We start from the raw sequence: 20,873 nt of genomic DNA, 5'->3' as shown, positions 1-20,873 counted from the left end.
CCCCTCAATTCCCACACAACTCATCCGCACCACCCTTGGTCCCCCCCTTGCTCGCTCACCCGGGGGACCCGCTATCGTACGACCGGACTTCACTACTCCATGTGTGCGATTCGTCTCCCAGCGTGTAAATGGCCCGAGTCTAGTCGCCCGCACACCGGCATTTCAGGCGCTTGCGGAATATGACACGGTGATGATCCGGCGGGACTAAGCTCGCCCGCAGCGCGCTGAGTTGAGAAAAGTTCGCGCGTTGCCAGTGACGCAACCAACCCCCTGAAGCACACCCCTGATGCAACCCCCGATTCCTCCCGTACACCTCCCCCAGCCGACTGTCTTAGAGGGCATACATGGTGAGTGTTCAAGCGCCTCCCGGTGGCCGAGAAGTTCCTTACGCCCGCGTGCTGTTGCTGCCTGCCGTCCTGATGGCCGCGGTGACCGGAGGCTCCGTCGCCGTGGTGACGGAGCCGGCCCGGATCGCCGTCGGACTCTGCGGCGCGATCGGCACGCTCCTGGTCCTCGCGGTCGCCGCCCAGGTCGTACGCCGCGGGCGCGCGCTGCGGGACCTCCGCGCCGAGCACGCCCGGCAGATCGAGCACCTCGAAGGGCGGATCGCCGCCCATGACGCCGAGACCGCCCACCTCGGCCGGCAGCTCATGCCCGACGCGCTGTTCCGGCTCCGCCAGGGCGAGTCGCCCAACGAGGTCATCGCCGCCGTGGTCGACGGCGACCCGGCCTACCGCGACCTTCCCGACGCCCAGCGCCGACTGCTGCGCGACGTCCTGACCATCGTCGACAACGAAGAGGCGATGCGTGAGTCCACCCAGCGCGCCTTCGTCAACGTCGCCCGGCGCGTCCAGGCCATCGTCCACCAGCAGGCCGCGGAACTCCGCGAGATGGAGGAGGACCACGGGCGCAACCCCGAGGTCTTCGACGACCTGCTGCGCATCGACCACGGCACCGCGCTGATCGGTCGGCTCGCCGACTCCATCGCGGTACTCGGCGGCGCCCGCCCCGGCCGTCTGTGGCCCAAGCCCGTACCGCTGTTCAGCGTGTTGCGCGGCGCGATGTCCCGCATCCTCGAATACCGGCGCATCGACCTGCACTCCATCGCCAAGGTCGCCATCAAGGGCACCCATGTGGAACCCCTGATCCACGCCTGCGCGGAACTCCTCGACAACGCGACGCGGTACTCGCCCCCGCAGACCCGGGTACATGTCACCGCCGTCGAGGTGCAGACCGGTATCGCCATCGAGATCGAGGACGGCGGCGTCAGCCTCAGCGAGGAGGCGCGGCTGCGCGCCGAGCGCATGCTCGCCCAGGCCCAGGCAGGTATCGACCTGAAGGACCTCGGCGAGACCCCGCGCCTGGGTATGGCCGTCGTCGGCCGGCTCTCGCAGATGTACAACATGCAGATCTCGCTGCGGCAGTCCGCGTACGGCGGTGTCCGCGCCGTCCTCATCGTGCCGCGCGACATGCTCACCACCGGCCCCGCGCCCGGTCTCGCGCACGGCATCGGCGCCACCGCCGTGCCCCGCGTGAACGACGACGGCTCGCCGATGGAAGAACTCCAGCGCAAGGCCAAGAAGCGCCGTCCCACGACGGGCCCCCGGCGCCCCGTGGACGACCTGCCGATGACGGCGACCATGGACGACGACGTACCCGTCGTCACCGAGTGGACACCCAACGGGCTGCCGCAGCGCCGCAGCCGCGTGAAGACCCCGCTCGCCCAGCGGTACGCGGAGGCCGCCGCCGCCGAGGCCGCGGAGGCCGCCGGTGAACCCAACCCGTGGAATGTGCCGTCGCCCTCGTCGCAGCGGGCGGACGACCCCGAACCTGGCCTGTGGGTCGAGGCGTTCATGAACGGCATCAAGGGTCCCGGTGACATCGGGCGGGACCCATGGGACGACCCGCATGCGCCGGGACGCCCCCAGACCGACGACGTGGTGGACGAGGGGGACCGCAAGTGATCCAGCAGCGAGCCAATTTCGACTGGATGCTCAAGGAACTGGCGGACGGCGTGCCGCAGACCCGGCAGGTCGTGGTGCTCTCCGCCGACGGCCTCCGGATCGCCCGCTACGGCGGCGAACCCGACGCGGCCGACCGGCTCGCCGCCGCCTGCGCCGGGCTCCAGAGCCTCGCCTCCGCGGTCGCCGCGGAGATCCCGGACAGCGACGGCCGGATGCGGATGGTGATCATCGAGGTCAGCGGCGGCTACTTCTATCTCATGGCCGCGGGCGCCGGCGCCTACCTCGCCGTCCTCGCCGACGAAACCGTCGACGCCGGCCTCATGAGCAACCGGATGCGTGATCTCGTCGTCCGGATCGGCGCCCACCTGACGAGCCCGCCGAGGCGTGACGGGCAGACCGTATGACTCCTCCGCAACGCGCACGCCGCACTCCGTTACCCGGTCAGGAAAAAGACCCTGAACGGCTGTACGTCATCACGGGCGGCCCGGAGGGTGCGGAACGGGCAGAACTCGACCTCGTCACCCTGATCGTCGCGCGCGCCGATCCGCCGCCGACCGCCCAGCCCGAGCAGGCCACTGTCCTGAGGCTGTGCAAGTCCCCCTTGTCCGTGGCCGAGTTGTCGGCCTACCTCAATCTGCCGTTCAGCGTGGTGACCGTGCTGCTGACCGAGCTGCTGGCAGCCGAACTGGTCCAGGCGCGCGCCCCCATCGTGCGTTCAGCGCTGCCCGACCGTTCCCTTCTCGAAGCGGTGATGCATGGACTTCAAAGGCTCTGAGACGATCACGGGTCCCCGCGTGGAGGACCATCTGCCGGACACCGCGTCCGCCGCCGTGAAGATCGTGATCGTGGGCGGGTTCGGGGTCGGCAAGACCACCATGGTCGGTGCCGTCAGCGAGATCCGCCCGCTGACCACCGAGGAGACGATGACGCAGGCCGGTATCGGAGTCGACGACAACTACGGCTCCGACACCAAGACGGCGACCACCGTCGCCATGGACTTCGGACGGATCAGCATCACCGACCAGCTGGTGCTGTATCTGTTCGGCACGCCCGGTCAGGAACGCTTCTGGTTCCTGTGGAACGGCCTCTTCGAAGGGGCGCTCGGCGCTGTCGTACTCATCGACACCCGGCGCCTCGAAGTGAGCTTCGACGTCATAGGGCGACTGGAGGAGCGGGGCGTTCCGTTCGTCATCGCGGTCAACGACTTCCCGGACGCGCCGCGGTATCCCGTGGAGGAACTCCGTACCGCGCTCGATCTGTCCCCCGACATCCCCATCGTGAAATGCGACGCCCGGCGCAAGGCGTCCAGCCGGGATGTCCTGATGACGCTGATGCACTTCCTGCACTCGCTGACGGGGACTCCCGCCTGAGCGCCACCCGGATCCCACCGACCCACCCCGAACCACCCTGCCCTGACTCCCCATCCACCGGACCCCGGAACCTCGGAGCGACCCCCGTGACGACTCCCACCCCTCGCTTCCCCGGCATGGACGACACCGGCCAGAGTCCGCCGCCGGGCTGTCCCGCGCACGGCCTGGCCCCCGGCGGCCGGCGCCGGCTGTACGGGCCGGAGGCGGACGCCGACCTGGCCGGCCTCTACGAGAAGCTGCGCGCCGAGCACGGCCAGGTCGCGCCCGTGCTCATCCACAACGACGTCCCGATGTGGGTGGTCCTCGGGCACAGCGAGAACCTCCACATGACCAGTACGCCGTCGACGTTCAACCGCGACGCTCGCACCTGGTCGGCCGTCCTCGACGGCACCGCGGGGCCCACCCACCCGCTGGCGCCCGTCTTCTCCTGGCAGCCGATCTGCAGCTTCGCCGAGGGCGCCGAACACCAGCGGCTGCGCGGCGCGGTCACCGGCGCCATGTCGACGATCGACCACCGGGGCGTACGCCGCTACATCAACCGATACAGCCAGCGCCTCGTCAACGACATCTGCCAGGAGGGACGGGCCGACCTGGTCAGCCAGTTCGCCGAGCAGCTGCCGATGGCCGTCATGTGCGAGATCCTCGGCATGCCCGAGGAGTACAACGAACGCATGGTGCAGGCCGCCCGCGACATGATCAAGGGCACCGAGACCGCCATCGCCAGCAACGAGTACGTGATGGGCGCGATGATGCATCTCGTCGCCCGGCGCCGCGCACGGCCCGAGGAAGACTTCACCAGCGCGCTCATCAGCCACGAGTCCCGCCTCACCGACGACGAGGTGGCCCAGCATCTGCGGCTCGTCCTCATCGCCGCGTACGAGGCGACGGCCAACCTCATCGCCAACGTCCTGCGCATGGTCCTCACCGACCCGCGGTTCCGCGCCCAGCTCAGCGGCGGTCAGATGACGGTGCCCGAGGCGGTGGAGCAGACCCTGTGGGACGAGCCGCCGTTCACCGCGATGGTGGGCTACTTCGCCAAGCAGGACACCGAGTTGGGCGGCCAGCACATCCGCGCGGGCGACGGCCTGATCCTCGGGATCGCGCCCGGCAACGTCGACCCCGCGGTACGGCCCGACCTCGGCGCCAACATGCAGGGCAACCGCTCGCACCTCGCCTTCAGCGGCGGGCCGCACGAGTGCCCCGGGCAGGACATCGGACGCGCCATCGCCGACACCGGTGTCGACGCGCTCCTGATGCGGCTGCCCGACGTGCAACTTGCCGTGGACGAGGACGACTTGACGTGGCGGTCGTCGATCCTCTCGCGGCACCTGGTGGAGCTGCCCGTCACCTTCGCGCCGAAGCCGCCGCAGGACGTGATGACCCGGCCCAGTATCGGCAAGGCGCAGTCCGCCCGCGCCGACTGGCAGGTGTCGAGTTCCGCTCCGGCCGATGTGCCCCGCCAGGAGCAGCCCGCCGCGCCCGCGCCGCTGCCGCCGCAGGCCGCGACGCCCGCGCCCGAGCCCGAGCCCGCACCCCAGGTCCCCGCGCCGCGTGGCGCCTGGGCGCGGCTCGTGCGGTGGTGGCGCGGCTACTGACCGGTGTCCGTCCCCTGGCGCGTGGGCCCCTGGTGCGCGGGCCACGCCGCCAGGGTCCGGCCGCTGACGAACCGGTGGGCCCGCCCCGTGACCGGATCCGTGAACTCCAGTACCCGTGCGAGGAGTTGCAGCGGATGCCGGAAGTCACCGTCCGGCACGGGGCCGGCCACCACCGGGTACACCGGGTCGTCGACGATCGGCACGCCCAGCGCACTCATGTGCACCCGTAGCTGATGGGTGCGCCCGGTGCGGGGCAGCAGCCGGTAGCGGCCCAGTCCCGCGCGGTGCTCCAGCAGCTCGATCCGGCTCTCCGCGTTCGGCTCCCCGGGCACCTCGCGGGCGGCGATCACCCCGCGCTCCTTCTCGATCCGGCTGCGCACGGTACGCGGTAGCGCGAGAGCTTCGTCGTACGGGGCGATCGCCTCGTACTCCTTGTGGATCCGTTTCTCCGCGAACAGGCTCTGGTACGCGCCGCGTTCCCCGGGTCGCACCGTGAACAGGACCAGGCCCGCCGTGAGCCGGTCGAGGCGGTGCGCGGCGCCGATCTCCGGGAGCCCCAGATCGCGCCGGAGCCGGGCAAGCGCCGTCTCGGTGACATGACTGCCGCGCGGTGTGGTGGCGAGGAAGTGCGGCTTGTCCACGACGACGATGTGCCCGTCCTGATGGACGACGTCGAGCGGGAACGGCACCGGCACCTCGGGCGGCACGTCCCGGTGGAACCACAGCCACAGACCGGGCGCGTAGGGCGTGTCGGGCCGGACGGGGCTGCCGTCGGCGGTCACGAACGCGCCGTCCCGCAGCATGCCGTCGATCACCTCGGCGGGCGGCGCGAGCCGCGCCACCAGATGGTCACGGACGGTGTCCCACACCCCGTCGGCCGGAAGCCGCAGCCGGGCGGCGTCGACACCGTCGCGCTGGGCGAGGGGAGCGGGGGGAACACGGCGGGAACGGGTCATCGGGGTCCAGGGTAGTCACCGGGGGCATCCGAAGGCCGGTGCAGGCCGTGCAGGTCGTGCAGGCCGGTGCGGCGTGGTCAGCGCGGAAATTCGGTGTCGGGTGGTCGTGGCCCGGTGGCACGATGCCCGTATGCCGTCCTTGATCCCCGACGTGATCCCCACCGGAACGTTCGCCGCCCGTGAGCAGCCCACGCTGCCCGTGGCGTCGGGACTGCGGGTGCGTCCCTGGGAGCCGAAGGACGCGCCGGCCGTGTTCACGGCCTTCCAGGACCCTGTGATGCAGCAGTGGCACGCGCGCGTGGCGCACTCCGAGGACGAGGTACGCGACTGGATCGAGGAGTGGCGTACGTCGTGGCACGGGGAACGGCACGCGTTCTGGGCCGTCGCCGACGCGGAGTCCGACGAGATCGCCGGCCGGATCGCCTTGCGGGGCATCACCCTGGCGGACGGCGCGGCCGAGATCGCGTACTGGACCATGCCGGCCGCCCGGGGACGCGGTGTCGCCCCGACCGCCGTCACCGCACTGTGCCGCTGGGCCCTCGACGACATCGGTTTCCACCGGATCGAACTCCTGCACGCCACCGGTAACAACGCCTCGTGCCGCGTCGCCGACAAGACCGGCTTCCTCCTGGAGGGCACCAAGCGGTCCGCCCTGCTCCACCCGGACGGCTGGCACGACATGCATCTCCACGCGCGCGTAGGGGCTGACCCGACACCCCCGGTCAACTACGGTGAATCCATGCCAGGTTGACGCTGACACCACGCCTCTGCCCGCCCTCGGGCGCCTCCTGCCCGGTGCACACCACCGACACCCAGGAGACGAACCCGAGAAGGAGCAGCACACATGAACACCGGAACACTGATCCGGCGCATCACCGAGAGCGAGGGGCCCGCCGTGGCCGCGCTCTGGAACCGGATGGTCCAGGAGATCCCGGACGGCGGCCCGCTGCCCCCGGGCGGCGAGGCCCGTATCGGCCGCATGCTCAGCACGGCCGCCTGGCACCACCAGGCGTTCTGCCTGGTCGCCGTCCTGGACGGCGACGTCATCGGCTATGTCAACGGCGCCCTGGACCACGGCGACGGGCTGCTGCCCCCGCCCATGGGCCGCCTCGAATGCCTCTACGTCGTACCCGCGCACCGCGGACACGGCACCGGCCGCGCCCTCGCCCGTGCCGCCTTCGCGCATCTCAAGGCGTGCGGCGCGGGAACCCTGCGGATCGACGTCGGCGCGGACGATCCGCGGGCACGCGCGTACTGGGAGGGGTTCGGCTTCGAGGCGGACACCGTGACCCTGTCGCGCTACGAGGACGACGCCGCCGGGTCCGGGGTACCGGGTGTGGGTCCGGCCGGCCCGGCCGACCCGGCGGAGAGCTGAGGCACCGTAGGCGGACGATGGTCGCCTGAACGGCGGTCGGCGCGGCCCCGGTACATCCGGTAGGCCGCGCCGGCGGCGAGCGTCACGGCCAGGAACAGCACCGTGAACCACTGGAAGTACCAGTGCCCGCCCGCCGGGTCGTACACCTCCGCGCGCGGCCACGCCAGGTTCACGGTCATGAACAGGCCGTACAGCAGGGCGAGTACGTTGACCGGGACGCCCCAGCGGCCCAGGGAGAACAGCGGGCGTCCTGTCTCGTCGGTGCCGTCCGTGCCGCGCCCCGCGTAGTCGCCGCGCAGCCGCCGCAGCAGGAGCGGGCCCGTCACCATCGCGTACGCGAGGTACAGCATCACGATGCAGGTGGTGCCGATGGCCAGGAACGCCTCCGGAGACGCGAAGTTGAGCAGCAGCAGCGCCCCGGCGACCGTGCCGACGGCCAGGGCGGGTCCGCTCGGCATCCCGGTGCGCGGATCGACCTTCGCGAGCAGTCGGGAGCCCGGCAGTTGACCGTCGCGTGCCATCGAGAACAGCATCCGGCACGCGGCGGTCTGCATCGCGAGGGTGCCGACCGTGATCGCCACCACCACATCGGCGAGCAGCACCCGGCCGACGCCGTCGCCCAGACTGCTCGTCAGGACATAGCTCATACCGTCCACGCCGAGCCGACCGTCGGTGAGGCTGGGCGCCGCGAGCAGCCCGCCGAGCACCAGGAGCCCGCCGAGCAGACCCGCCGCGCCGAGCGCGATGAGGATCGTCCGGGGCGCGGTACGACGGGGATGCCGGGTCTCCTCGCTCATCTCGCCCGCGCTGTCGAACCCGATCATCACGTACGCGGCCGTGAACGACCCCACCAACAGCGCCCCGAACAGGCCCGATTGGGCCGCGCCCGAGGTATGGAAGGTGATGCCGGGTGAGCGTTCGGTGTGCGTGAGGAGCAGGGCGGCGATGAGGACGGCGCCGACGATCTCGGCGGTGACCCCGACCCGGTTGATCACGGACATCACGCGGTTGTCGACCACGTTGACCAGCGTCGTCAGCGTCAGCAGCACGACGCCGAGTATCGCCGCGTTCGCCGCTCCCGAGGGCGAGGTCGGCGAGGGATCGCCGCCGACGAACTGGAAGCCGGACCACAGCGGCGGCATCACCATCTGGAGCGCCAGCGCGGCGGCGGCCACCACCACGATCTGCCCGATCACCATGATCCACCCGGCGAACCAGCCGAAGGTGAGGTTCGAGAGCCGGGACGCCCACTGGTAGATGGCGCCCGAGAGCGGATAGCGCGCCGCGAGTTCGGCGAAGCACGCGGCCACCGCCAACTGGCCCACCAGGACGGCCGGCCAGGCCCAGAAGAACACCGGGCCGCCGAACGCGTAGCCGACCGCGAAGAACTGGAACACCGTCGTCAGAACGGAGATGAACGAGAACCCGGCGGCGAACGAGGCATAGCGGCCGAGACTGCGGTGCAACTCCTGGCGGTAGCCGAACGCGCCCAGGGAGCCGTCGTCGTACGCGGCGGCGGCCTTCGCGGGCGCGGACTCGGGCGCGGACTCGGGCGCGGACCCGGGTGCTGACTCGGGCGGGTCGGGGCGTACGTCAAAGGGAGCGGTGGACGTCACGGCGGCACCTGCTTTCGGCGATTCCTGTCGGTTGACAGAAATTAGGGAGACGCTGTTTCGACCGCGTATCCCTTCCGTGTCGGGTCGGCGCCCAAGTCCTCACGCCAGGCGGGCGGCGCGGGCCTCCAGGTAGCGGCGCTCGGCCAGACTGGAGGTGCCGCGGGCAGCACGCCGGTAGAACTCCCGCGCCGCCGCGTCGTCGCCCGCCCGCTCCAGCAGATGCGCGCGGACCGCGTGCAACCGGTGGTGGTCGGTGATCCGTTCGTCCGCTGCCAGTTCGTCAAGGAGGGCCAGGCCGGCCCGTGGCCCGTCGATCATGGCGACCGCCACCGCCCGGTTCAGACCGGCCATCGGGTTCGGTGAGATCCGCTCCAGGATCTTGTACAGCGTGTTGATCTGGCGCCAGTCGGTCTCGCCGGTGCTCGGCGCCTCGTCGTGCAGCGCGGCGATGGCCGCCTGCAACGGGTACGGGCCGAGCGTCGAGCGGGCCATCGCGTCGCTGACCAGCGCGACGCCCTCGGCGATGCGACCCCGGTCCCAGCGCGAGCGGTCCTGCTCGTCCAGCGGGATCAACTCCCCGTCCGGTCCCGTACGGGCGTCCCGGCGGGCGTCGGTGAGCAGCATCAGGGCCAGCAGACCGGTCACCGCGCCGTCGTCCGGCAGCAGCCGGTGCAGCACACGGGCCAGCCGGATCGCCTCGGCGGCCAGGTCGTCGCGGCGCAGCCGGTCACCGGAACTGGCGGTGTACCCCTCGTTGAAGATCACGTACAGCACATGCAGCACGACCCGCAGCCGCTCCGCCCGGTCCTGCCCGACCGGCAGGGTGAACGCGCTGCCGGCGGCCCTGATCCGCTGCTTGGCCCGGCTGATCCGGACCGCCATGGTCGCTTCCGGCACGAAGTAGGCGCGGGCGATCTCCGCGGTGGTCAGACCGCCGACCGCGCGCAGCGTCAAAGCGACCTGCGAGGCGGGGCTCAACGCCGGGTGGCAGCACAGGAACAGCAGCGTGAGCGTGTCGTCCCGGTCCGCCGGGCTGTCCTCGCCGGGACCGGGCGTCGTCGGATCCGGCTCCCGCGCGGCCACCGCGTCCTCGCGCCGGCGCCGGGCCCGTTCGCTGCGCATCTGGTCGACCATGCGGCGGTCGGCGACCGTGGTCAGCCAGCCGCGCGGATTGCCCGGGACACCCTCGGCCGGCCAACGGGTCGCCGCGGTGAGCAACGCCTCCTGTACGGCGTCCTCGCTGAGGTCGAACTGCCCGTACCGGCGCACCAGCACGCCGAGGACCTGCGGCGCGAGCGCGCGCAGCAGGCCCTCGACGGTGGTGCGGTCGGCGCTCAAGCGGACGGGCCGCCGTCGTCGGAGAAGATCACCTGGCGGACCTCGATACCCATGCCGTCGACCCGGGCGTCCGGGATCAACGCGGCCAGTTCCAGGGCGCGGTCCCTGCTCGCGACGTCGACCAGGTAGTAGCCGCCGAGGAACTCCTTGGCCTCCAGATACGGGCCGTCGGTGACGACCGGCACACCGTCGCGGACGCGGACCACCGCGCTCTGGGACGGATCGGCGAGCGCCGCGGTACCGATCATCTCGCCGGACTCGCGGACCGTCTTGATGAAGTCACCGTGACCGTCCATGATCTCCCGTCGCTCGGCCTCGGTCAGCTCCTCCATGATGGCCGGGTTGATGTTCATGATCAGCAGGTACTTCATGTCTGCTCCTCACCTTCGTGGCGCCCGGTCGGGCCCCGTCATCAGGTGGTCGTCGCGGGTCGGCCGTCCTTGACATGCCGGAGGGACTTTACGGCGGGACATCCCGGCGGCGGGTTCGGCGGACCGGCCGAATCCGCCGGGGCGCGTCAAGATCCGCCGATCGGCTCCGACCTCAGGTGACGACCACCTGGAGGAGGCTGCCCCATGACCACGACGAGGACCAAGAAGGCGACCAGGAAGACCGCTGGGAAGGCGGCCAAGAAGGCGACCGAGAAACCGTCCCCGGCCGAGGATCGCGCCGGGCGGCGGGCCTGGTGCGGACTGGCCCTCCTCGCGCTGCCCACGCTGCTGGTCGGTGTGGACATCAACGTCCTGCTCCTGGCACTGCCCAGGCTGACCGCCGAGCTGCGGCCGAGCGGCACCGAGCAGTTGTGGATCACCGACAGCTACGGGTTCATGACGGCCGGGTTCGTGATCACGATGGGCACCCTGGGGGACCGGATCGGCCGGCGCAGGCTGCTGCTGATCGGCGCGGCCGGGTTCGGCGCCGCGTCCGTACTGGCCGCGTTCTCGACGGGCGCGACGATGCTGATCGGGGCGCGGCTGCTGCTCGGACTGGCGGGCGCCGCCCTGATGCCGTCGACGCTGGCGCTGATCACCAGCATGTTCGCCGAGGGCCGGCAGCGCGGGCGGGCCATCTCGATCTGGGCCACCTGCAACTTCACCAGCGCGGCCCTCGGACCGGTGCTCGGCGGGTTCCTGTTGCAGCACTTCTGGTGGGGCTCGGTGTTCCTGGTGGCCGCGCCGGTGATGCTGCTCGTACTGGTGGCCGGTCCTCTACTGCTGCCGGAGTACCGCAACCCGGCCCCGGGCAGGGCGGATCCGGTCAGTGTGGCGCTGTCGCTGGTGGCCGTGCTGCCGATCGTCTACGGGATCAAACGGCTGGCCGTGCCCGAGGGCGGCGGCGGCCCGGCGCTTCCGGTGGCCGCGATCGTGGTCGGCGGCTGCGTCGGCGCGCTGTTCGTCCGGCGGCAACTGCGCCTGCCCACACCGCTGCTGGACCTGCGGCTGTTCCGGAACCCGACCTTCACCGCGGTCCTGTGCGCACTGGTCCTCGCGGGCTTCGCGATGGCCGGCACCGGACTCCTCGGCACCCAGTTCCTACAGAGCGTGCTCGACCTGTCGCCGACCACGGCGGCGCTGTGGTTCGCGCCCATGGGGCTGGCCGTGGGCCTCGGCACGCTGCTGGCGCCGACGCTCGGCCGGAAGCTGCCGCTGCCCGCCGCGATCGCGGCGGGGCTCGCCGTCTCGGTACTGGGCTGCCTGCTGATCACGCGGGTCGGCGCCGGAGGCGGGCCGCTGCCGTTGGCGCTCGGGGTCGCGGTGCTGGCCTTGGGCACCGGTCCGCTGTTCGCGCTCGGTATCGGCGTGGTCCTGGGCGCGGTACCGGCGGAGCGGGCCGGCTCGGCCGCGTCGATGTCGGAGACCGGCAACTTCTTCGGCGCGTCACTCGGCATGGCGGTACTCGGCGCCGCGGGCACCGGCCTCTACCAGCACCGGATGGCAGGCCCGGTGGCGGACGCGACGGCGGCCGGGCTGCCCCCGGGCGCGGCGCACTCGGCCCGGGAGACGCTGGCCGGTGCGGTCGGCGCCGCGCACCGGCTGCCCGAACGGGCCGCGGCCGATCTGCTGCGCGCGGCGCATGACGCGTTCACGGGCGGGCTGCATGTGGCCGGTGTCGCCGGAGCGGTCATTTTCGCGGGCCTGGCGGTGTGGTTCCTGCGGGTGCATCGCCGGTCCCGGCGGGTGTGATCGGCGCGGGTCCCACCGGAGTGGGTCCCACCGGTGTGGGTCCCACCGGTGTGGGTCCCACCGGTGTGGGTCCCACCGGTGTGGGTCCCACCGGTGTGGGTCCGACGGGCGGTCGGAGTGCGTCCTGCGGCGGTCGGGGTGCGTCCTGCGGCGGTCGGGGTGCGTCCCGCGTGACCGCTTCGAGGGTGTCGGGTTCGCTCAGGGTGCGGAGGAGGAGCCAGCCGAGGGCGGGGAGTGCGATCAGCGGGACGAGGGCGGTCTGGAGCGAGGTGGCGTCGGCGGCGGCGCCGATGAGCGGGGTCGCGATGCCGCCGATGCTGACGGTCAGGCCCAGCGTGACGCCACTGGCGGTGCCCACGCGCCGGGGCAGATAGTCCTGGCCGAGGGTGATGTGCAGGGAGAAGGGCAGATACAGCCCGGCCGAGGTCAGCGCGATGAACCCGTAGAGGAGCGGGCCGGGGACAAAGACCGCGCCGGCCACCGCCGGGACGGTCAGGGCGTAGGACCACCGGACGACCGGGAGACGGCCGTAGCGGGTGGCGAGTGTCCCGCCGGCGACGGTGCCCAGCGCGCCGCCGAGGTAGAGCACGACCAGCGCGGCCGTACCGGAGGCTTCTCCGCCGCCGGTGCGTCGGCGCACGTACAGCGAGACGAACGCGCTGAGGCCGACGAAGACGATCGAGCGGCAGACGATGGCCCCCGACAGCTTCAGGAAGGATGTCCAGTCGTCCTGGGCGGGGGGTTGGCCTGCGTGGGGGGTGGCGACTTCGGAGGTGGCTTCGCCCGTGTGAGGGGCGGCGGCCTGGTCTGCGTGAGGGTCGATGGTATGGCCCGTGTGAAGGGTCGCTGTCGTCGTGGTGCGGGCCTTCATTCCCCGTAGCGCCGCCACACTCAGCGCCGCCCCGGCGAGTGCGGGGACGATCAGCAGGGGCGAGGCGCGCAGGCCGCCCACGGCCATGACGCCCCAGACCAGCAGAGGCGCCGCGGCGAAACCGAGGTTGCCGCCGAGGGAGTACCAACCCATCGCGGAGTGACTGCCACGGCTGACGCGTCGTGCCACGCGGGCCGCCTCCGGGTGGTAGGCGGCGACACCGATCCCGGAGATCGCGACGACCACCAGGGTCACGGTGTAGGAATCGCTGACCCCGGCGAGCGCGACCCCGGCGCCGCCCGCCATCGTGCTCACCGGCACCAGCCACGGCATGGCCCACTTGTCGGTGAGGACCCCGAACAACGGCTGCACCACCGAGGACAGCAGGGAAGCGGCCAGGACGACGGTGGACGCGGCGGCGTAGGAGTAGGCGCGCTCGGACACGAAGAACGGCACCAGGGCGGCCACGGCGCCCTGGTAGATGTCCACGCAGGCGTGGCCGAGGGAGAGGGATGTGATGGAACCGGCAGGTGACGTCCGGTTCGTCGGGCCCTCGTGGTTCGTTGACACCTCGTTCGTTGACACCTGGCCATCGTCGCGAGGGCACGATCTGGCGCGCTTCCAATAAAATGCCAAGGTATGACGGACATCCGCCACAGCGCCCGCCACATCCGCCACACCCCCGAGGCGCCCACCCGTACCCAGGCACTGGCGCCCGGGGAGAGCATCGACGCGCACCGTCACGACGACCACCAGATCATCTACGCGGGCTCCGGCGTCCTGGCCGTCACCACCGAGGTCGGCACCTGGTTCGCTCCCGGCAACCGGGCCATCTGGGTACCCGCCGGCTGCGTCCACTCCCATCGCGCCCACGGTCACCTCGCCCTGCATCTGCTCGGCCTGCCCCCCGAGGTCAACCCGCTCGGCCTCGACGCCCCCACGGTCCTCTCCGTCGGCCCCCTGCTGCGCGAGCTGATCCTTGCCTGCACCAGGGACCCGCACGACGACACCCCTGAGCGGATGCGGCTGCGCGCGGTCCTCCTCGACCAACTCCGCGCGTCCCCACAGGAACCCGTTCAGCTGCCCGCCCCCACCGACCCCCGCCTCAGGGCCGTCTGCGACCTGCTGCACGACGACCCCGCCGACCCGCGCACCCTGGCCGCCCTGGCGTCCACCGCGGGCGCGGGCGAGCGCACCCTCAGCCGTCTCTTCCGCCAGGAACTCGGCATGACCTTCCCCCAGTGGCGTACGCAACTGCGCCTCTACCACGCCCTGCGCATGCTGGCCGACGACCTGCCGGTGACCACGGTCGCCCACCGCTGCGGCTGGTCCTCCACCAGCGCCTTCATCGACGTCTTCCGCCGCGCGTTCGGCTACACACCCGGGACCCACAAGCGTCGCGCTTGACGGGTTGCCAATCGATTCATATACGCGATACATCGTGTATTGACGGAAGTCGCGTACTCACGATATGTTCGTTCACGGATATTCGGTTACGAGGGTTCCGTACGGGTGTCAGGTGCCGTGCTGTGTGTCGGGGTGAGGGAGTGAGGTGTCACGGATGGCGTCGAAACGCCGCAAGCTGAGCAATCCACTGGCGCTGACCGTGATGGTCGCGCTCACCGAGCGGCCCATGCATCCCTACGAGATCGCGCAGACCCTGCGGCGCCAGGGCAAGGACCAGAGCACGAAGATCAACTACGGCTCGCTGTACACGGTGGTGCAGAACCTGGAGAAGCACGGCTTCGTCGAGATCACCGACGTACAGCGGCAGGGCAAGCGCCCCGAGCGCACCCTGTACGGCCTCACGGACGCGGGGCGCGAGGAGATGACCGAGTGGCTGTCGGACCTGCTGGCCCTCCCCGCGCGTGAGTACCCGATATTCGAGACCGCCCTCTCGCTGATGGGCGTCATCCAACCCGACGAGGTCGCGCGGCTCTTGCGGGAGCGGCTGGCCAAGCTGGAGGTGGAGGCGGCCGGAGTCCGGGGCGGCCTGGAGAAGCTGTACGAGACAGTGCCGCGACTCTTCCTGGTGGAGGTCGAGTACCAACTCCACATGATCGAGGCGCAGGTGGAGTGGGTCGGCGGATTCCTCAACGAGATCCACACCGGCTCGCTGGACGGCGTCGACGCGTGGCGCCGCTTCCATGAGACCGGCGAACTGCCACCGGAGTTCGCCGAACTCCAGGACCCGACCTGAGGCAGGCTCGCTCCAGGATCCGAGCTGAAGGAGGCCCGGCGAGGCCCAGAGTTTCCAGAGTTTTCAGAGGTCCTTCGGGTCCCGTGAAAAAGACCCCGGCAGGAGCTGTTGCAGCAGTTCCCGCCAGGGTCACGAACCCCGGACCGGACCCACGGTGAAGCAGGCCAGGCGATCGAGGTGCGGCACACCCAGGATAGCCCGGCGCTCTTCCCGCGGTTTCGGCTCGGCCCTTCCGAGACAACCGCTCACACAGGAGAGCCGTCGACATGAGTACCACTGCGCCCGCGGTCGAGGCGCGTCAACTGATCAAGACCTATCCCGGTGAGGTCACCGCCCTGGCCGGGATGGACATCACCGTCGAGCCGGGCACGGTCTTCGGACTCCTCGGGCCCAACGGCGCCGGGAAGTCCACCACCATCAAAATCCTCACCACCCTCGCCCGCCCCGACTCGGGCACGGCCACCGTCGCGGGACACGACGTGCTGCGCCACCCGGACCGGGTGCGTCGCGCGATCGGCGTCGTCGCCCAGAAGTCCGGCGCCGACCCCGTCGCCACCGGCCGGGAGAACCTCCGGTTGCAGGGCAGGCTCTACGGAATGCGGGGCGCCACCCTGAACCACCGCGTCGACGAACTGCTCGACCGCTTCACCCTCGTGGAAGCGGCGCACCGCCAGGTCAAGGGGTACTCCGGTGGCATGCAGCGGCGTCTGGACGTGGCGCTCGGACTGGTCCACCGGCCCGATGTGCTGTTCCTGGACGAGCCGACGACCGGACTCGACCCCGAGGCGCGCACCGCGATGTGGGACGAGATCGCCCGGCTTGCCGGGGACGAGGGGCTGACCATCCTGCTCACCACGCACCACCTCGAAGAGGCCGACCGGCTCGCCGAGCGCATCGCCATCGTGGACCGCGGCCGGGTCGTCGTGGAAGGTACCCCCGACCTCCTCAAGGGCGAACTGCGCGGCGACGCCGTCCACTTGGAACTGCGCGAAGGTGTCGGCGAGGGCGGGGAAACCGTGCTGCGTGGCGCGCTCGGCGGACTGTCCGGGGTGCACGAGGTGCTGATCGACGGGCGCCGGGTCAGCGTCCGCGCCGACGACGGAGCGGCGGCCGTGCCCGCGCTGCTCACCGCACTGGAACGGATCGGTGCCGCCGTCGCCGCGGCCACCGTCGCACGCCCGTCACTGGACGACGTGTATCTGCGGTATGCCGGACGCCGATACTCCGAGGCCGAGGCGGCAGCGGCGGCCGAGGCCGACGGGACCGGAGCCCTCGCCCTGACCCCCGCCGGAGGTGCCCGATGAGCACGGCGACCCTCACCCAGACCTGGTACATGACGCAGCGTCAACTCATGGCGGTGCTACGGCAGCCCGCGTATCTCGTGATGATGCTGATCCAGCCCGCGGTCTGGCTGTTCCTGTTCGGGAACCTCTTCAAGAAGGTCGTCGAACTGGGCGGCTTCGGCACCACCAGCTATCTCGACTATCTGGTGCCCGGCATCGTGGTGATGAGTGCCCTCAGCTCCAACATGTGGGCCGGTATGGGCACTCTGGAGGAGATAGAGCGCGGCACGCTCAACCGTTTTCTGATCACGCCGGTCAGCCGCAGCGCCCTGATGAACGCGAACGTCGTGCAACAGGGCCTCACGACCGCGCTCCAGTCCCTGGTGATCGTGCTGCTCGGCAAACTCGGCGGCGCCGACTACCCGGGCGGGGTCCTCGGCGTGGTGATCCTGATCGTCGCCTCGGTCCTGCTCGGCACGGTGTTCGGCGCGCTCTCCAACGCCATAGGCATGCTGGTGCGGCAGCGCGAGTCGATCATCGGCATCAACACCTTTCTGCTGTTGCCGCTGACGTTCCTGTCGTCCGCGTTCATGGCGCCGTCGCAGATGCCCGGCTGGATGCGGGACACGGCCGACTTCAACCCGCTCAACTGGGCGATGGTCGCCGGGCGTTCGGCGCTGGCCGCCGATGCGGACTGGGGAACCGTCCTCACCAGGGGCGGCGCGCTGCTCGCCCTCGCCGTGGTGGCGGTGTGGCTGTCGACACGGACCTTCCGCTCGTACCAGCGGTCCGTGTAGCGGCCCGGCGGTCCGTGCGGCGCCCGGGTGGTCCGTGCGGCGGCTCGGCGGTCCGTGCGGTGGCCCGGTGCCGGGTGCTGTTCAGGAGGCCGGCTGGTCGGCGGTCTCCTGTTCGGCCTCGACCTGTGCGTTCCAGTCCCGCTTCGACGCCTGCCAGCCGTCCTCGTTGTGCCCGACGCGCCAGTAGCCGGAGATCGACAGGTCCTCGCGGGGTACGCCGTGGTCGATCCGCAGCAGCCGGCGCAGTTCCTTCACGAAGCCGGCCTCGCCGTGCACGAACGCCTGGACCCGGCCCGCCGGGAAGTCCAGGGCACGTACGGCCTCCACCAGGGCCTCGCCGACCGGACGTTCGCCGCGATGCAGCCAGACGACCCCGGCCGCCGAGTCGATCTTCTGCTCCTCCTCAGGCCCGGACACCTCGATGAAGGCGCGGACATCGGCACCCTCCGGCATCGCCTCCAGGGCGGTGGCGATGGCGGGCAGCGCGCTCTCGTCACCGGCGAGCAGATGCCAGTCGGCGTCGGCGTCCGGCGCATAGGCACCACCGGGGCCGAGGAGTCGTACGGTGTCGCCGGGGCGGACGTTCGACGCCCAGGGGCCGGCGAGTCCCTCGTCGCCGTGGACGACGAAGTCGAGGGCGAGTTCCCGGGTGTCGGTGTCCCAGGAGCGCACGGTGTACGTACGGGTCACGGGCCACTGGTCGCGGGGCAGGTCCGCGCGGATGCGCTGGATGTCGAAGGGCTCGGGATAGGTCACGCCCTCCGGCGCGAAGAGCAGCTTCACATAGTGGTCGGTGCACTCGCCCGCCGAGAACTGCGCGAGCCCGTCACCGCCCAGCACCACACGCACCATGTGCGGGGTGAGCCGCTCGGTGCGCACGACCTGTCCCAGATGGGTGGACGGCGCCTTGCGTGCCGGACGCTCTGCCATGCGGCCTCCCCTGATCACGAACAACTTAGGCAAACCTAAGTTAACACCTCAAGCTGTGAGAGGGGAGGGTCAGGGGAGCGCCGGGGCCCGCTGTTACGACTGGAGTGTGGTGAGCAGCCGGTTGAGGGATCCGCCGAGGCCCCAGCGGGCCGCGAGCGCGTCGAGTGCCGCCGGGTCGCGCGGCGCGCGGGGGAGTGCCGTGTCGACCGGGGGCAGCGGCACGTCGTCGGCGACCTTCACGACCTTCGGCGCCACCGCCACATACGGCCGGGCCTCGTGCAGCCGCTTGCGCTGCGACGGGGTGAGCCGGGCCGTGGGTTTGTCGACGGCGGCCATGATCCCGGCCAGGTCGCCGAATTCGGCGAGGAGCTTCGCGGCCGTCTTCTCGCCGATGCCGGGCACCCCGGGCAGACCGTCGCTGGGGTCGCCGCGCAGGGTGGCCAGATCGGCGTACCCCGAGCCGTTCACGCCATATTTCTCGCGGAGGACCGCCTCGTCGGTGAGCTGGAGGGTGCCGACGCCCTTCAGGGGATACAGGACGCGGATGCCCCGCGCGTCGTCGACCAGCTGGTACAGGTCACGGTCGCCGGTGACGATGTCCACCGGGCCCTTGGCCTGGGCGGTGAAGGTGCCGATCACATCGTCCGCCTCGTACTCCGCGACGCCCACCCGGGCGATGCCCAGCGCGTCCAGGACGGCCTCGATGACCGGGACCTGCGGCGACAGGGTGTCCGGGACCTCCTCCGTGTCCGGGCCCGACGCGGTGACCTCGGCGACGCGGTGCGCCTTGTACGACGGGATCAGGTCGACCCGCCACTGCGGGCGCCAGTCGGCGTCCATGCAGGCGACCAGGTCGTCCGGATGGTGGTCCTTGACCAGCCGGTCGATGAATTCGAGCAGCCCGCGCACCGCGTTGACCGGAGTGCCGTCCGGGGCCCGCACGGACTCCGGGACCCCGAAATAGGCCCGGAAGTAGAGGGAAGCGGAGTCGAGGAGCATGAGCCGTCGCGTTCGCTGAGTCACCTCCGCATCATGCCGCAGCCCACTGACAGCCGCCCCCACCTGAGCCCCCACACGGGCCCTCACTCGACAGAACGGGACGAACTGTGAACTGGGCCACTCATGCGTTTGGGCCGGTCAAAGGGGGGCAGGCGCGCACCCGGAGCGAACCAGGACCGTTTTCAACCAAACGCGAGTCCGGTGAGGCGGGCGGAACCCGCGGCTCCACGGCCCGCCGGCGGGGGAGACGGGCCGTCATGGTTCAACCCGAGAGGTTTATGTGTCCAGGCTTGAAGCCGAACACCTGTTCAAGGTGTTCGGGAGACGACCCGATGCCGCCGTGGAGCGGCTCCGCGCAGGCGGAGACCGTGAGGAACTGCGCGCCGAGGGGACCACCGCCGCTGTCATCGACGCGTCCTTCACCGTGGAACCCGGCCAGATCTTCGTCGTCATGGGATTGTCCGGGTCCGGCAAGTCCACACTGCTGCGGATGCTGAACGGACTCCTTGAGCCGACCGCCGGACGCGTCCGCTTCGACGGTCAGGACCTGACGGGACTGAGCCCGCGCGAGCTGCGCGGTGTCCGCTCCCAGAAGATCAGCATGGTCTTCCAGCACTTCGCCCTCTTCCCGCACCGCAGCGTCCTGGAGAACGCCGCGTACGGCCTGGAGGTGCAGGGCGTCGCGCGTGCCCAGCGGGAGAAGCGGGCCACCGAGGCCCTGGAACTCACCGGGCTCGCCGGCTGGGAGAAATCCTGGCCCGACGAACTGTCCGGCGGTATGCAGCAGCGCGTCGGCCTCGCCCGCGCGCTCGCCACGGACGCCGATCTGCTGCTCATGGACGAGTCGTTCAGCGCGCTCGACCCGCTGATCCGGCGCGATATGCAGGACCAGCTCCTGGAACTGCAGAAGCGGCTCAAGAAGACCATCGTGTTCATCACGCACGACCTCAACGAGGCCATGCGCCTGGGCGACCAGATCGCCGTCATGCGCGACGGCCGCATCGTCCAGACCGGCAGCGCCGAAGACATCCTTGTCACCCCGGCCAACGACTACGTCGCCGCGTTCACGCAGGACGTCGACCGGTCCCGGGTGCTGACGGCCGCCTCCGTCATGACGACCGACCTCGTGGGCGACGAGGGCACCTGCGCCTGCGAGACGGCGGCCGTCGACACCCCGTTCGGCGAGCTGTGCGCCATCAGCGCGCGCGTGTCCCACGCCGTCTCGGTCCTCGACAAGGAACGGCACATCGTGGGCGTCGTACCGCAGCGGCGGCTCGTCGGCTTCCTCGGCGACCAGAACGGCGCCCCCAGCCCCTGCGACGCCCCGCGCGACCAGGGCAAGAAGGTGATCGCCGGTGCCTAGGATCCGCCTCGGTGACTGGGTCGACAGCAGCGT

Annotated in this window: 20 protein-coding genes; 13 read left to right on the top strand and 7 right to left on the bottom strand. The window is 71.0% G+C overall.

Features of this window, described 5'->3' with window-relative positions; translation table 11 throughout:
* The first annotated feature begins 344 nt into the window (after positions 1-344).
* The 5 genes from ACFVT5_RS34655 to ACFVT5_RS34635 all read left to right on the top strand — a co-directional run bounded on the left by ACFVT5_RS34655 (position 345) and on the right by ACFVT5_RS34635 (position 4,929).
* A complete protein-coding gene (locus tag ACFVT5_RS34655; protein WP_389896317.1) occupies positions 345-1,964 on the top strand; it encodes a sensor histidine kinase in 1,620 nt (539 codons plus the stop codon).
* Positions 1,961-2,368, top strand: coding sequence for a roadblock/LC7 domain-containing protein (locus tag ACFVT5_RS34650; protein ID WP_389896315.1), 408 nt, complete (start codon positions 1,961-1,963; stop codon positions 2,366-2,368). Before ACFVT5_RS34655 ends, ACFVT5_RS34650 begins: the two co-directional genes overlap by 4 nt.
* Positions 2,365-2,739: a DUF742 domain-containing protein gene (locus ACFVT5_RS34645; protein WP_389896313.1), complete on the top strand. Its 375-nt coding sequence runs from the start codon at positions 2,365-2,367 to the stop codon at positions 2,737-2,739. The genes ACFVT5_RS34650 and ACFVT5_RS34645 overlap by 4 nt, the downstream gene beginning before the upstream one ends.
* Positions 2,720-3,334 (top strand): ATP/GTP-binding protein, encoded by a 615-nt coding sequence (locus ACFVT5_RS34640; RefSeq protein ID WP_389896311.1) that lies wholly within the window; start codon positions 2,720-2,722, stop codon positions 3,332-3,334. Before ACFVT5_RS34645 ends, ACFVT5_RS34640 begins: the two co-directional genes overlap by 20 nt.
* A 116-nt stretch (positions 3,335-3,450) precedes the next feature.
* Positions 3,451-4,929: a cytochrome P450 gene (locus tag ACFVT5_RS34635; RefSeq protein ID WP_389896392.1), complete on the top strand. Its 1,479-nt coding sequence runs from the start codon at positions 3,451-3,453 to the stop codon at positions 4,927-4,929.
* Here ACFVT5_RS34635 and ACFVT5_RS34630 read toward each other — a convergent pair.
* Positions 4,923-5,885 carry a pseudouridine synthase gene (locus ACFVT5_RS34630; RefSeq protein ID WP_389896309.1) on the bottom strand — a complete coding sequence of 321 codons (963 nt, stop codon included), beginning with the start codon at positions 5,883-5,885 and terminating at the stop codon, positions 4,923-4,925. The genes ACFVT5_RS34635 and ACFVT5_RS34630 overlap by 7 nt on opposite strands.
* A gap of 130 nt (positions 5,886-6,015) precedes the next feature.
* Here ACFVT5_RS34630 and ACFVT5_RS34625 point away from each other — a divergent pair, with 130 nt between their 5' ends.
* Both ACFVT5_RS34625 and ACFVT5_RS34620 read left to right on the top strand, forming a co-directional pair.
* Positions 6,016-6,636, top strand: a complete 621-nt coding sequence (locus ACFVT5_RS34625; protein ID WP_389896307.1) for a GNAT family N-acetyltransferase — start codon at positions 6,016-6,018, stop codon at positions 6,634-6,636.
* A 93-nt stretch (positions 6,637-6,729) separates the two neighbouring features.
* A complete protein-coding gene (locus tag ACFVT5_RS34620) occupies positions 6,730-7,260 on the top strand; it encodes a GNAT family N-acetyltransferase (protein ID WP_389896304.1) in 531 nt (176 codons plus the stop codon).
* Here ACFVT5_RS34620 and ACFVT5_RS34615 read toward each other — a convergent pair.
* The 3 genes from ACFVT5_RS34615 to ACFVT5_RS34605 all read right to left on the bottom strand — a co-directional run bounded on the left by ACFVT5_RS34615 (position 7,185) and on the right by ACFVT5_RS34605 (position 10,585).
* Positions 7,185-8,876 carry an amino acid permease gene (locus tag ACFVT5_RS34615; RefSeq protein ID WP_389896302.1) on the bottom strand — a complete coding sequence of 564 codons (1,692 nt, stop codon included), beginning with the start codon at positions 8,874-8,876 and terminating at the stop codon, positions 7,185-7,187. The two genes, ACFVT5_RS34620 and ACFVT5_RS34615, sit on opposite strands and share 76 nt — an antisense overlap.
* 99 nt (positions 8,877-8,975) lie before the next feature.
* A complete protein-coding gene (locus ACFVT5_RS34610) occupies positions 8,976-10,214 on the bottom strand; it encodes an RNA polymerase sigma factor (RefSeq protein ID WP_389896300.1) in 1,239 nt (412 codons plus the stop codon).
* Positions 10,211-10,585 (bottom strand): YciI family protein, encoded by a 375-nt coding sequence (locus ACFVT5_RS34605; RefSeq protein WP_389896298.1) that lies wholly within the window; start codon positions 10,583-10,585, stop codon positions 10,211-10,213. The genes ACFVT5_RS34610 and ACFVT5_RS34605 overlap by 4 nt, the downstream gene beginning before the upstream one ends.
* Positions 10,586-10,789: 204 nt before the next feature.
* Here ACFVT5_RS34605 and ACFVT5_RS34600 point away from each other — a divergent pair, with 204 nt between their 5' ends.
* Positions 10,790-12,397, top strand: coding sequence for an MFS transporter (locus ACFVT5_RS34600; RefSeq protein ID WP_389896296.1), 1,608 nt, complete (start codon positions 10,790-10,792; stop codon positions 12,395-12,397).
* On the opposite strand, the gene ACFVT5_RS34595 is transcribed toward ACFVT5_RS34600, so the two are convergent.
* Positions 12,336-13,787 (bottom strand): MFS transporter, encoded by a 1,452-nt coding sequence (locus tag ACFVT5_RS34595; protein ID WP_389896390.1) that lies wholly within the window; start codon positions 13,785-13,787, stop codon positions 12,336-12,338. The two genes, ACFVT5_RS34600 and ACFVT5_RS34595, sit on opposite strands and share 62 nt — an antisense overlap.
* A gap of 120 nt (positions 13,788-13,907) precedes the next feature.
* Here ACFVT5_RS34595 and ACFVT5_RS34590 point away from each other — a divergent pair, with 120 nt between their 5' ends.
* From ACFVT5_RS34590 to ACFVT5_RS34575, 4 genes are all read left to right on the top strand, one after another.
* Positions 13,908-14,675 carry an AraC family transcriptional regulator gene (locus ACFVT5_RS34590; protein ID WP_389896294.1) on the top strand — a complete coding sequence of 256 codons (768 nt, stop codon included), beginning with the start codon at positions 13,908-13,910 and terminating at the stop codon, positions 14,673-14,675.
* A 154-nt stretch (positions 14,676-14,829) separates the two neighbouring features.
* Positions 14,830-15,468, top strand: a complete 639-nt coding sequence (locus ACFVT5_RS34585) for a helix-turn-helix transcriptional regulator (RefSeq protein ID WP_389896292.1) — start codon at positions 14,830-14,832, stop codon at positions 15,466-15,468.
* A gap of 266 nt (positions 15,469-15,734) precedes the next feature.
* Positions 15,735-16,772, top strand: a complete 1,038-nt coding sequence (locus tag ACFVT5_RS34580) for an ATP-binding cassette domain-containing protein (RefSeq protein ID WP_389896289.1) — start codon at positions 15,735-15,737, stop codon at positions 16,770-16,772.
* A complete protein-coding gene (locus tag ACFVT5_RS34575; RefSeq protein WP_389896286.1) occupies positions 16,769-17,548 on the top strand; it encodes an ABC transporter permease in 780 nt (259 codons plus the stop codon). The genes ACFVT5_RS34580 and ACFVT5_RS34575 overlap by 4 nt, the downstream gene beginning before the upstream one ends.
* 81 nt (positions 17,549-17,629) lie before the next feature.
* On the opposite strand, the gene ACFVT5_RS34570 is transcribed toward ACFVT5_RS34575, so the two are convergent.
* Entirely contained in the window at positions 17,630-18,478 is an 849-nt protein-coding gene (locus tag ACFVT5_RS34570; RefSeq protein ID WP_389896283.1) for a siderophore-interacting protein, read from the bottom strand.
* 93 nt (positions 18,479-18,571) lie between these two features.
* Entirely contained in the window at positions 18,572-19,477 is a 906-nt protein-coding gene (locus ACFVT5_RS34565) for a 5'-3' exonuclease H3TH domain-containing protein (protein WP_389896387.1), read from the bottom strand.
* Between the two features lie 280 nt (positions 19,478-19,757).
* Between ACFVT5_RS34565 and ACFVT5_RS34560 the strand changes: the two genes are divergently transcribed.
* On the top strand, positions 19,758-20,840 hold the full coding sequence (locus ACFVT5_RS34560; protein WP_389896280.1) for a glycine betaine/L-proline ABC transporter ATP-binding protein: 1,083 nt from the start codon (positions 19,758-19,760) through the stop codon (positions 20,838-20,840).
* The last annotated feature ends 33 nt before the right edge of the window (positions 20,841-20,873 follow it).

The sequence above is a fragment of the Streptomyces sp. NPDC058001 genome, assembly GCF_042886315.1.
Classification (GTDB): Bacteria; Actinomycetota; Actinomycetes; order Streptomycetales; family Streptomycetaceae; genus Streptomyces.
This window is presented reverse-complemented; position numbering and strand designations above follow the sequence as displayed.

Excerpts from the sequence above, each read along its gene's own strand:
- ACFVT5_RS34630 (WP_389896309.1), bottom strand. The coding sequence starts at position 5,885 with ATGACCCGTTCCCGCCGTGTTCCCCCCGCTCCCCTCGCCCAGCGCGAC.
- ACFVT5_RS34635 (WP_389896392.1), top strand. The coding sequence starts at position 3,451 with ATGGACGACACCGGCCAGAGTCCGCCGCCGGGCTGTCCCGCGCACGGC.
- ACFVT5_RS34575 (WP_389896286.1), top strand. The coding sequence starts at position 16,769 with ATGAGCACGGCGACCCTCACCCAGACCTGGTACATGACGCAGCGTCAA.
- ACFVT5_RS34565 (WP_389896387.1), bottom strand. The coding sequence starts at position 19,477 with ATGCTCCTCGACTCCGCTTCCCTCTACTTCCGGGCCTATTTCGGGGTC.
- ACFVT5_RS34625 (WP_389896307.1), top strand. The coding sequence starts at position 6,016 with ATGCCGTCCTTGATCCCCGACGTGATCCCCACCGGAACGTTCGCCGCC.
- ACFVT5_RS34590 (WP_389896294.1), top strand. The coding sequence starts at position 13,908 with ATGACGGACATCCGCCACAGCGCCCGCCACATCCGCCACACCCCCGAG.
- ACFVT5_RS34585 (WP_389896292.1), top strand. The coding sequence starts at position 14,830 with ATGGCGTCGAAACGCCGCAAGCTGAGCAATCCACTGGCGCTGACCGTG.
- ACFVT5_RS34645 (WP_389896313.1), top strand. The coding sequence starts at position 2,365 with ATGACTCCTCCGCAACGCGCACGCCGCACTCCGTTACCCGGTCAGGAA.
- ACFVT5_RS34640 (WP_389896311.1), top strand. The coding sequence starts at position 2,720 with ATGGACTTCAAAGGCTCTGAGACGATCACGGGTCCCCGCGTGGAGGAC.
- ACFVT5_RS34570 (WP_389896283.1), bottom strand. The coding sequence starts at position 18,478 with ATGGCAGAGCGTCCGGCACGCAAGGCGCCGTCCACCCATCTGGGACAG.
- ACFVT5_RS34580 (WP_389896289.1), top strand. The coding sequence starts at position 15,735 with ATGAGTACCACTGCGCCCGCGGTCGAGGCGCGTCAACTGATCAAGACC.
- ACFVT5_RS34605 (WP_389896298.1), bottom strand. The coding sequence starts at position 10,585 with ATGAAGTACCTGCTGATCATGAACATCAACCCGGCCATCATGGAGGAG.
- ACFVT5_RS34655 (WP_389896317.1), top strand. The coding sequence starts at position 345 with ATGGTGAGTGTTCAAGCGCCTCCCGGTGGCCGAGAAGTTCCTTACGCC.
- ACFVT5_RS34600 (WP_389896296.1), top strand. The coding sequence starts at position 10,790 with ATGACCACGACGAGGACCAAGAAGGCGACCAGGAAGACCGCTGGGAAG.
- ACFVT5_RS34620 (WP_389896304.1), top strand. The coding sequence starts at position 6,730 with ATGAACACCGGAACACTGATCCGGCGCATCACCGAGAGCGAGGGGCCC.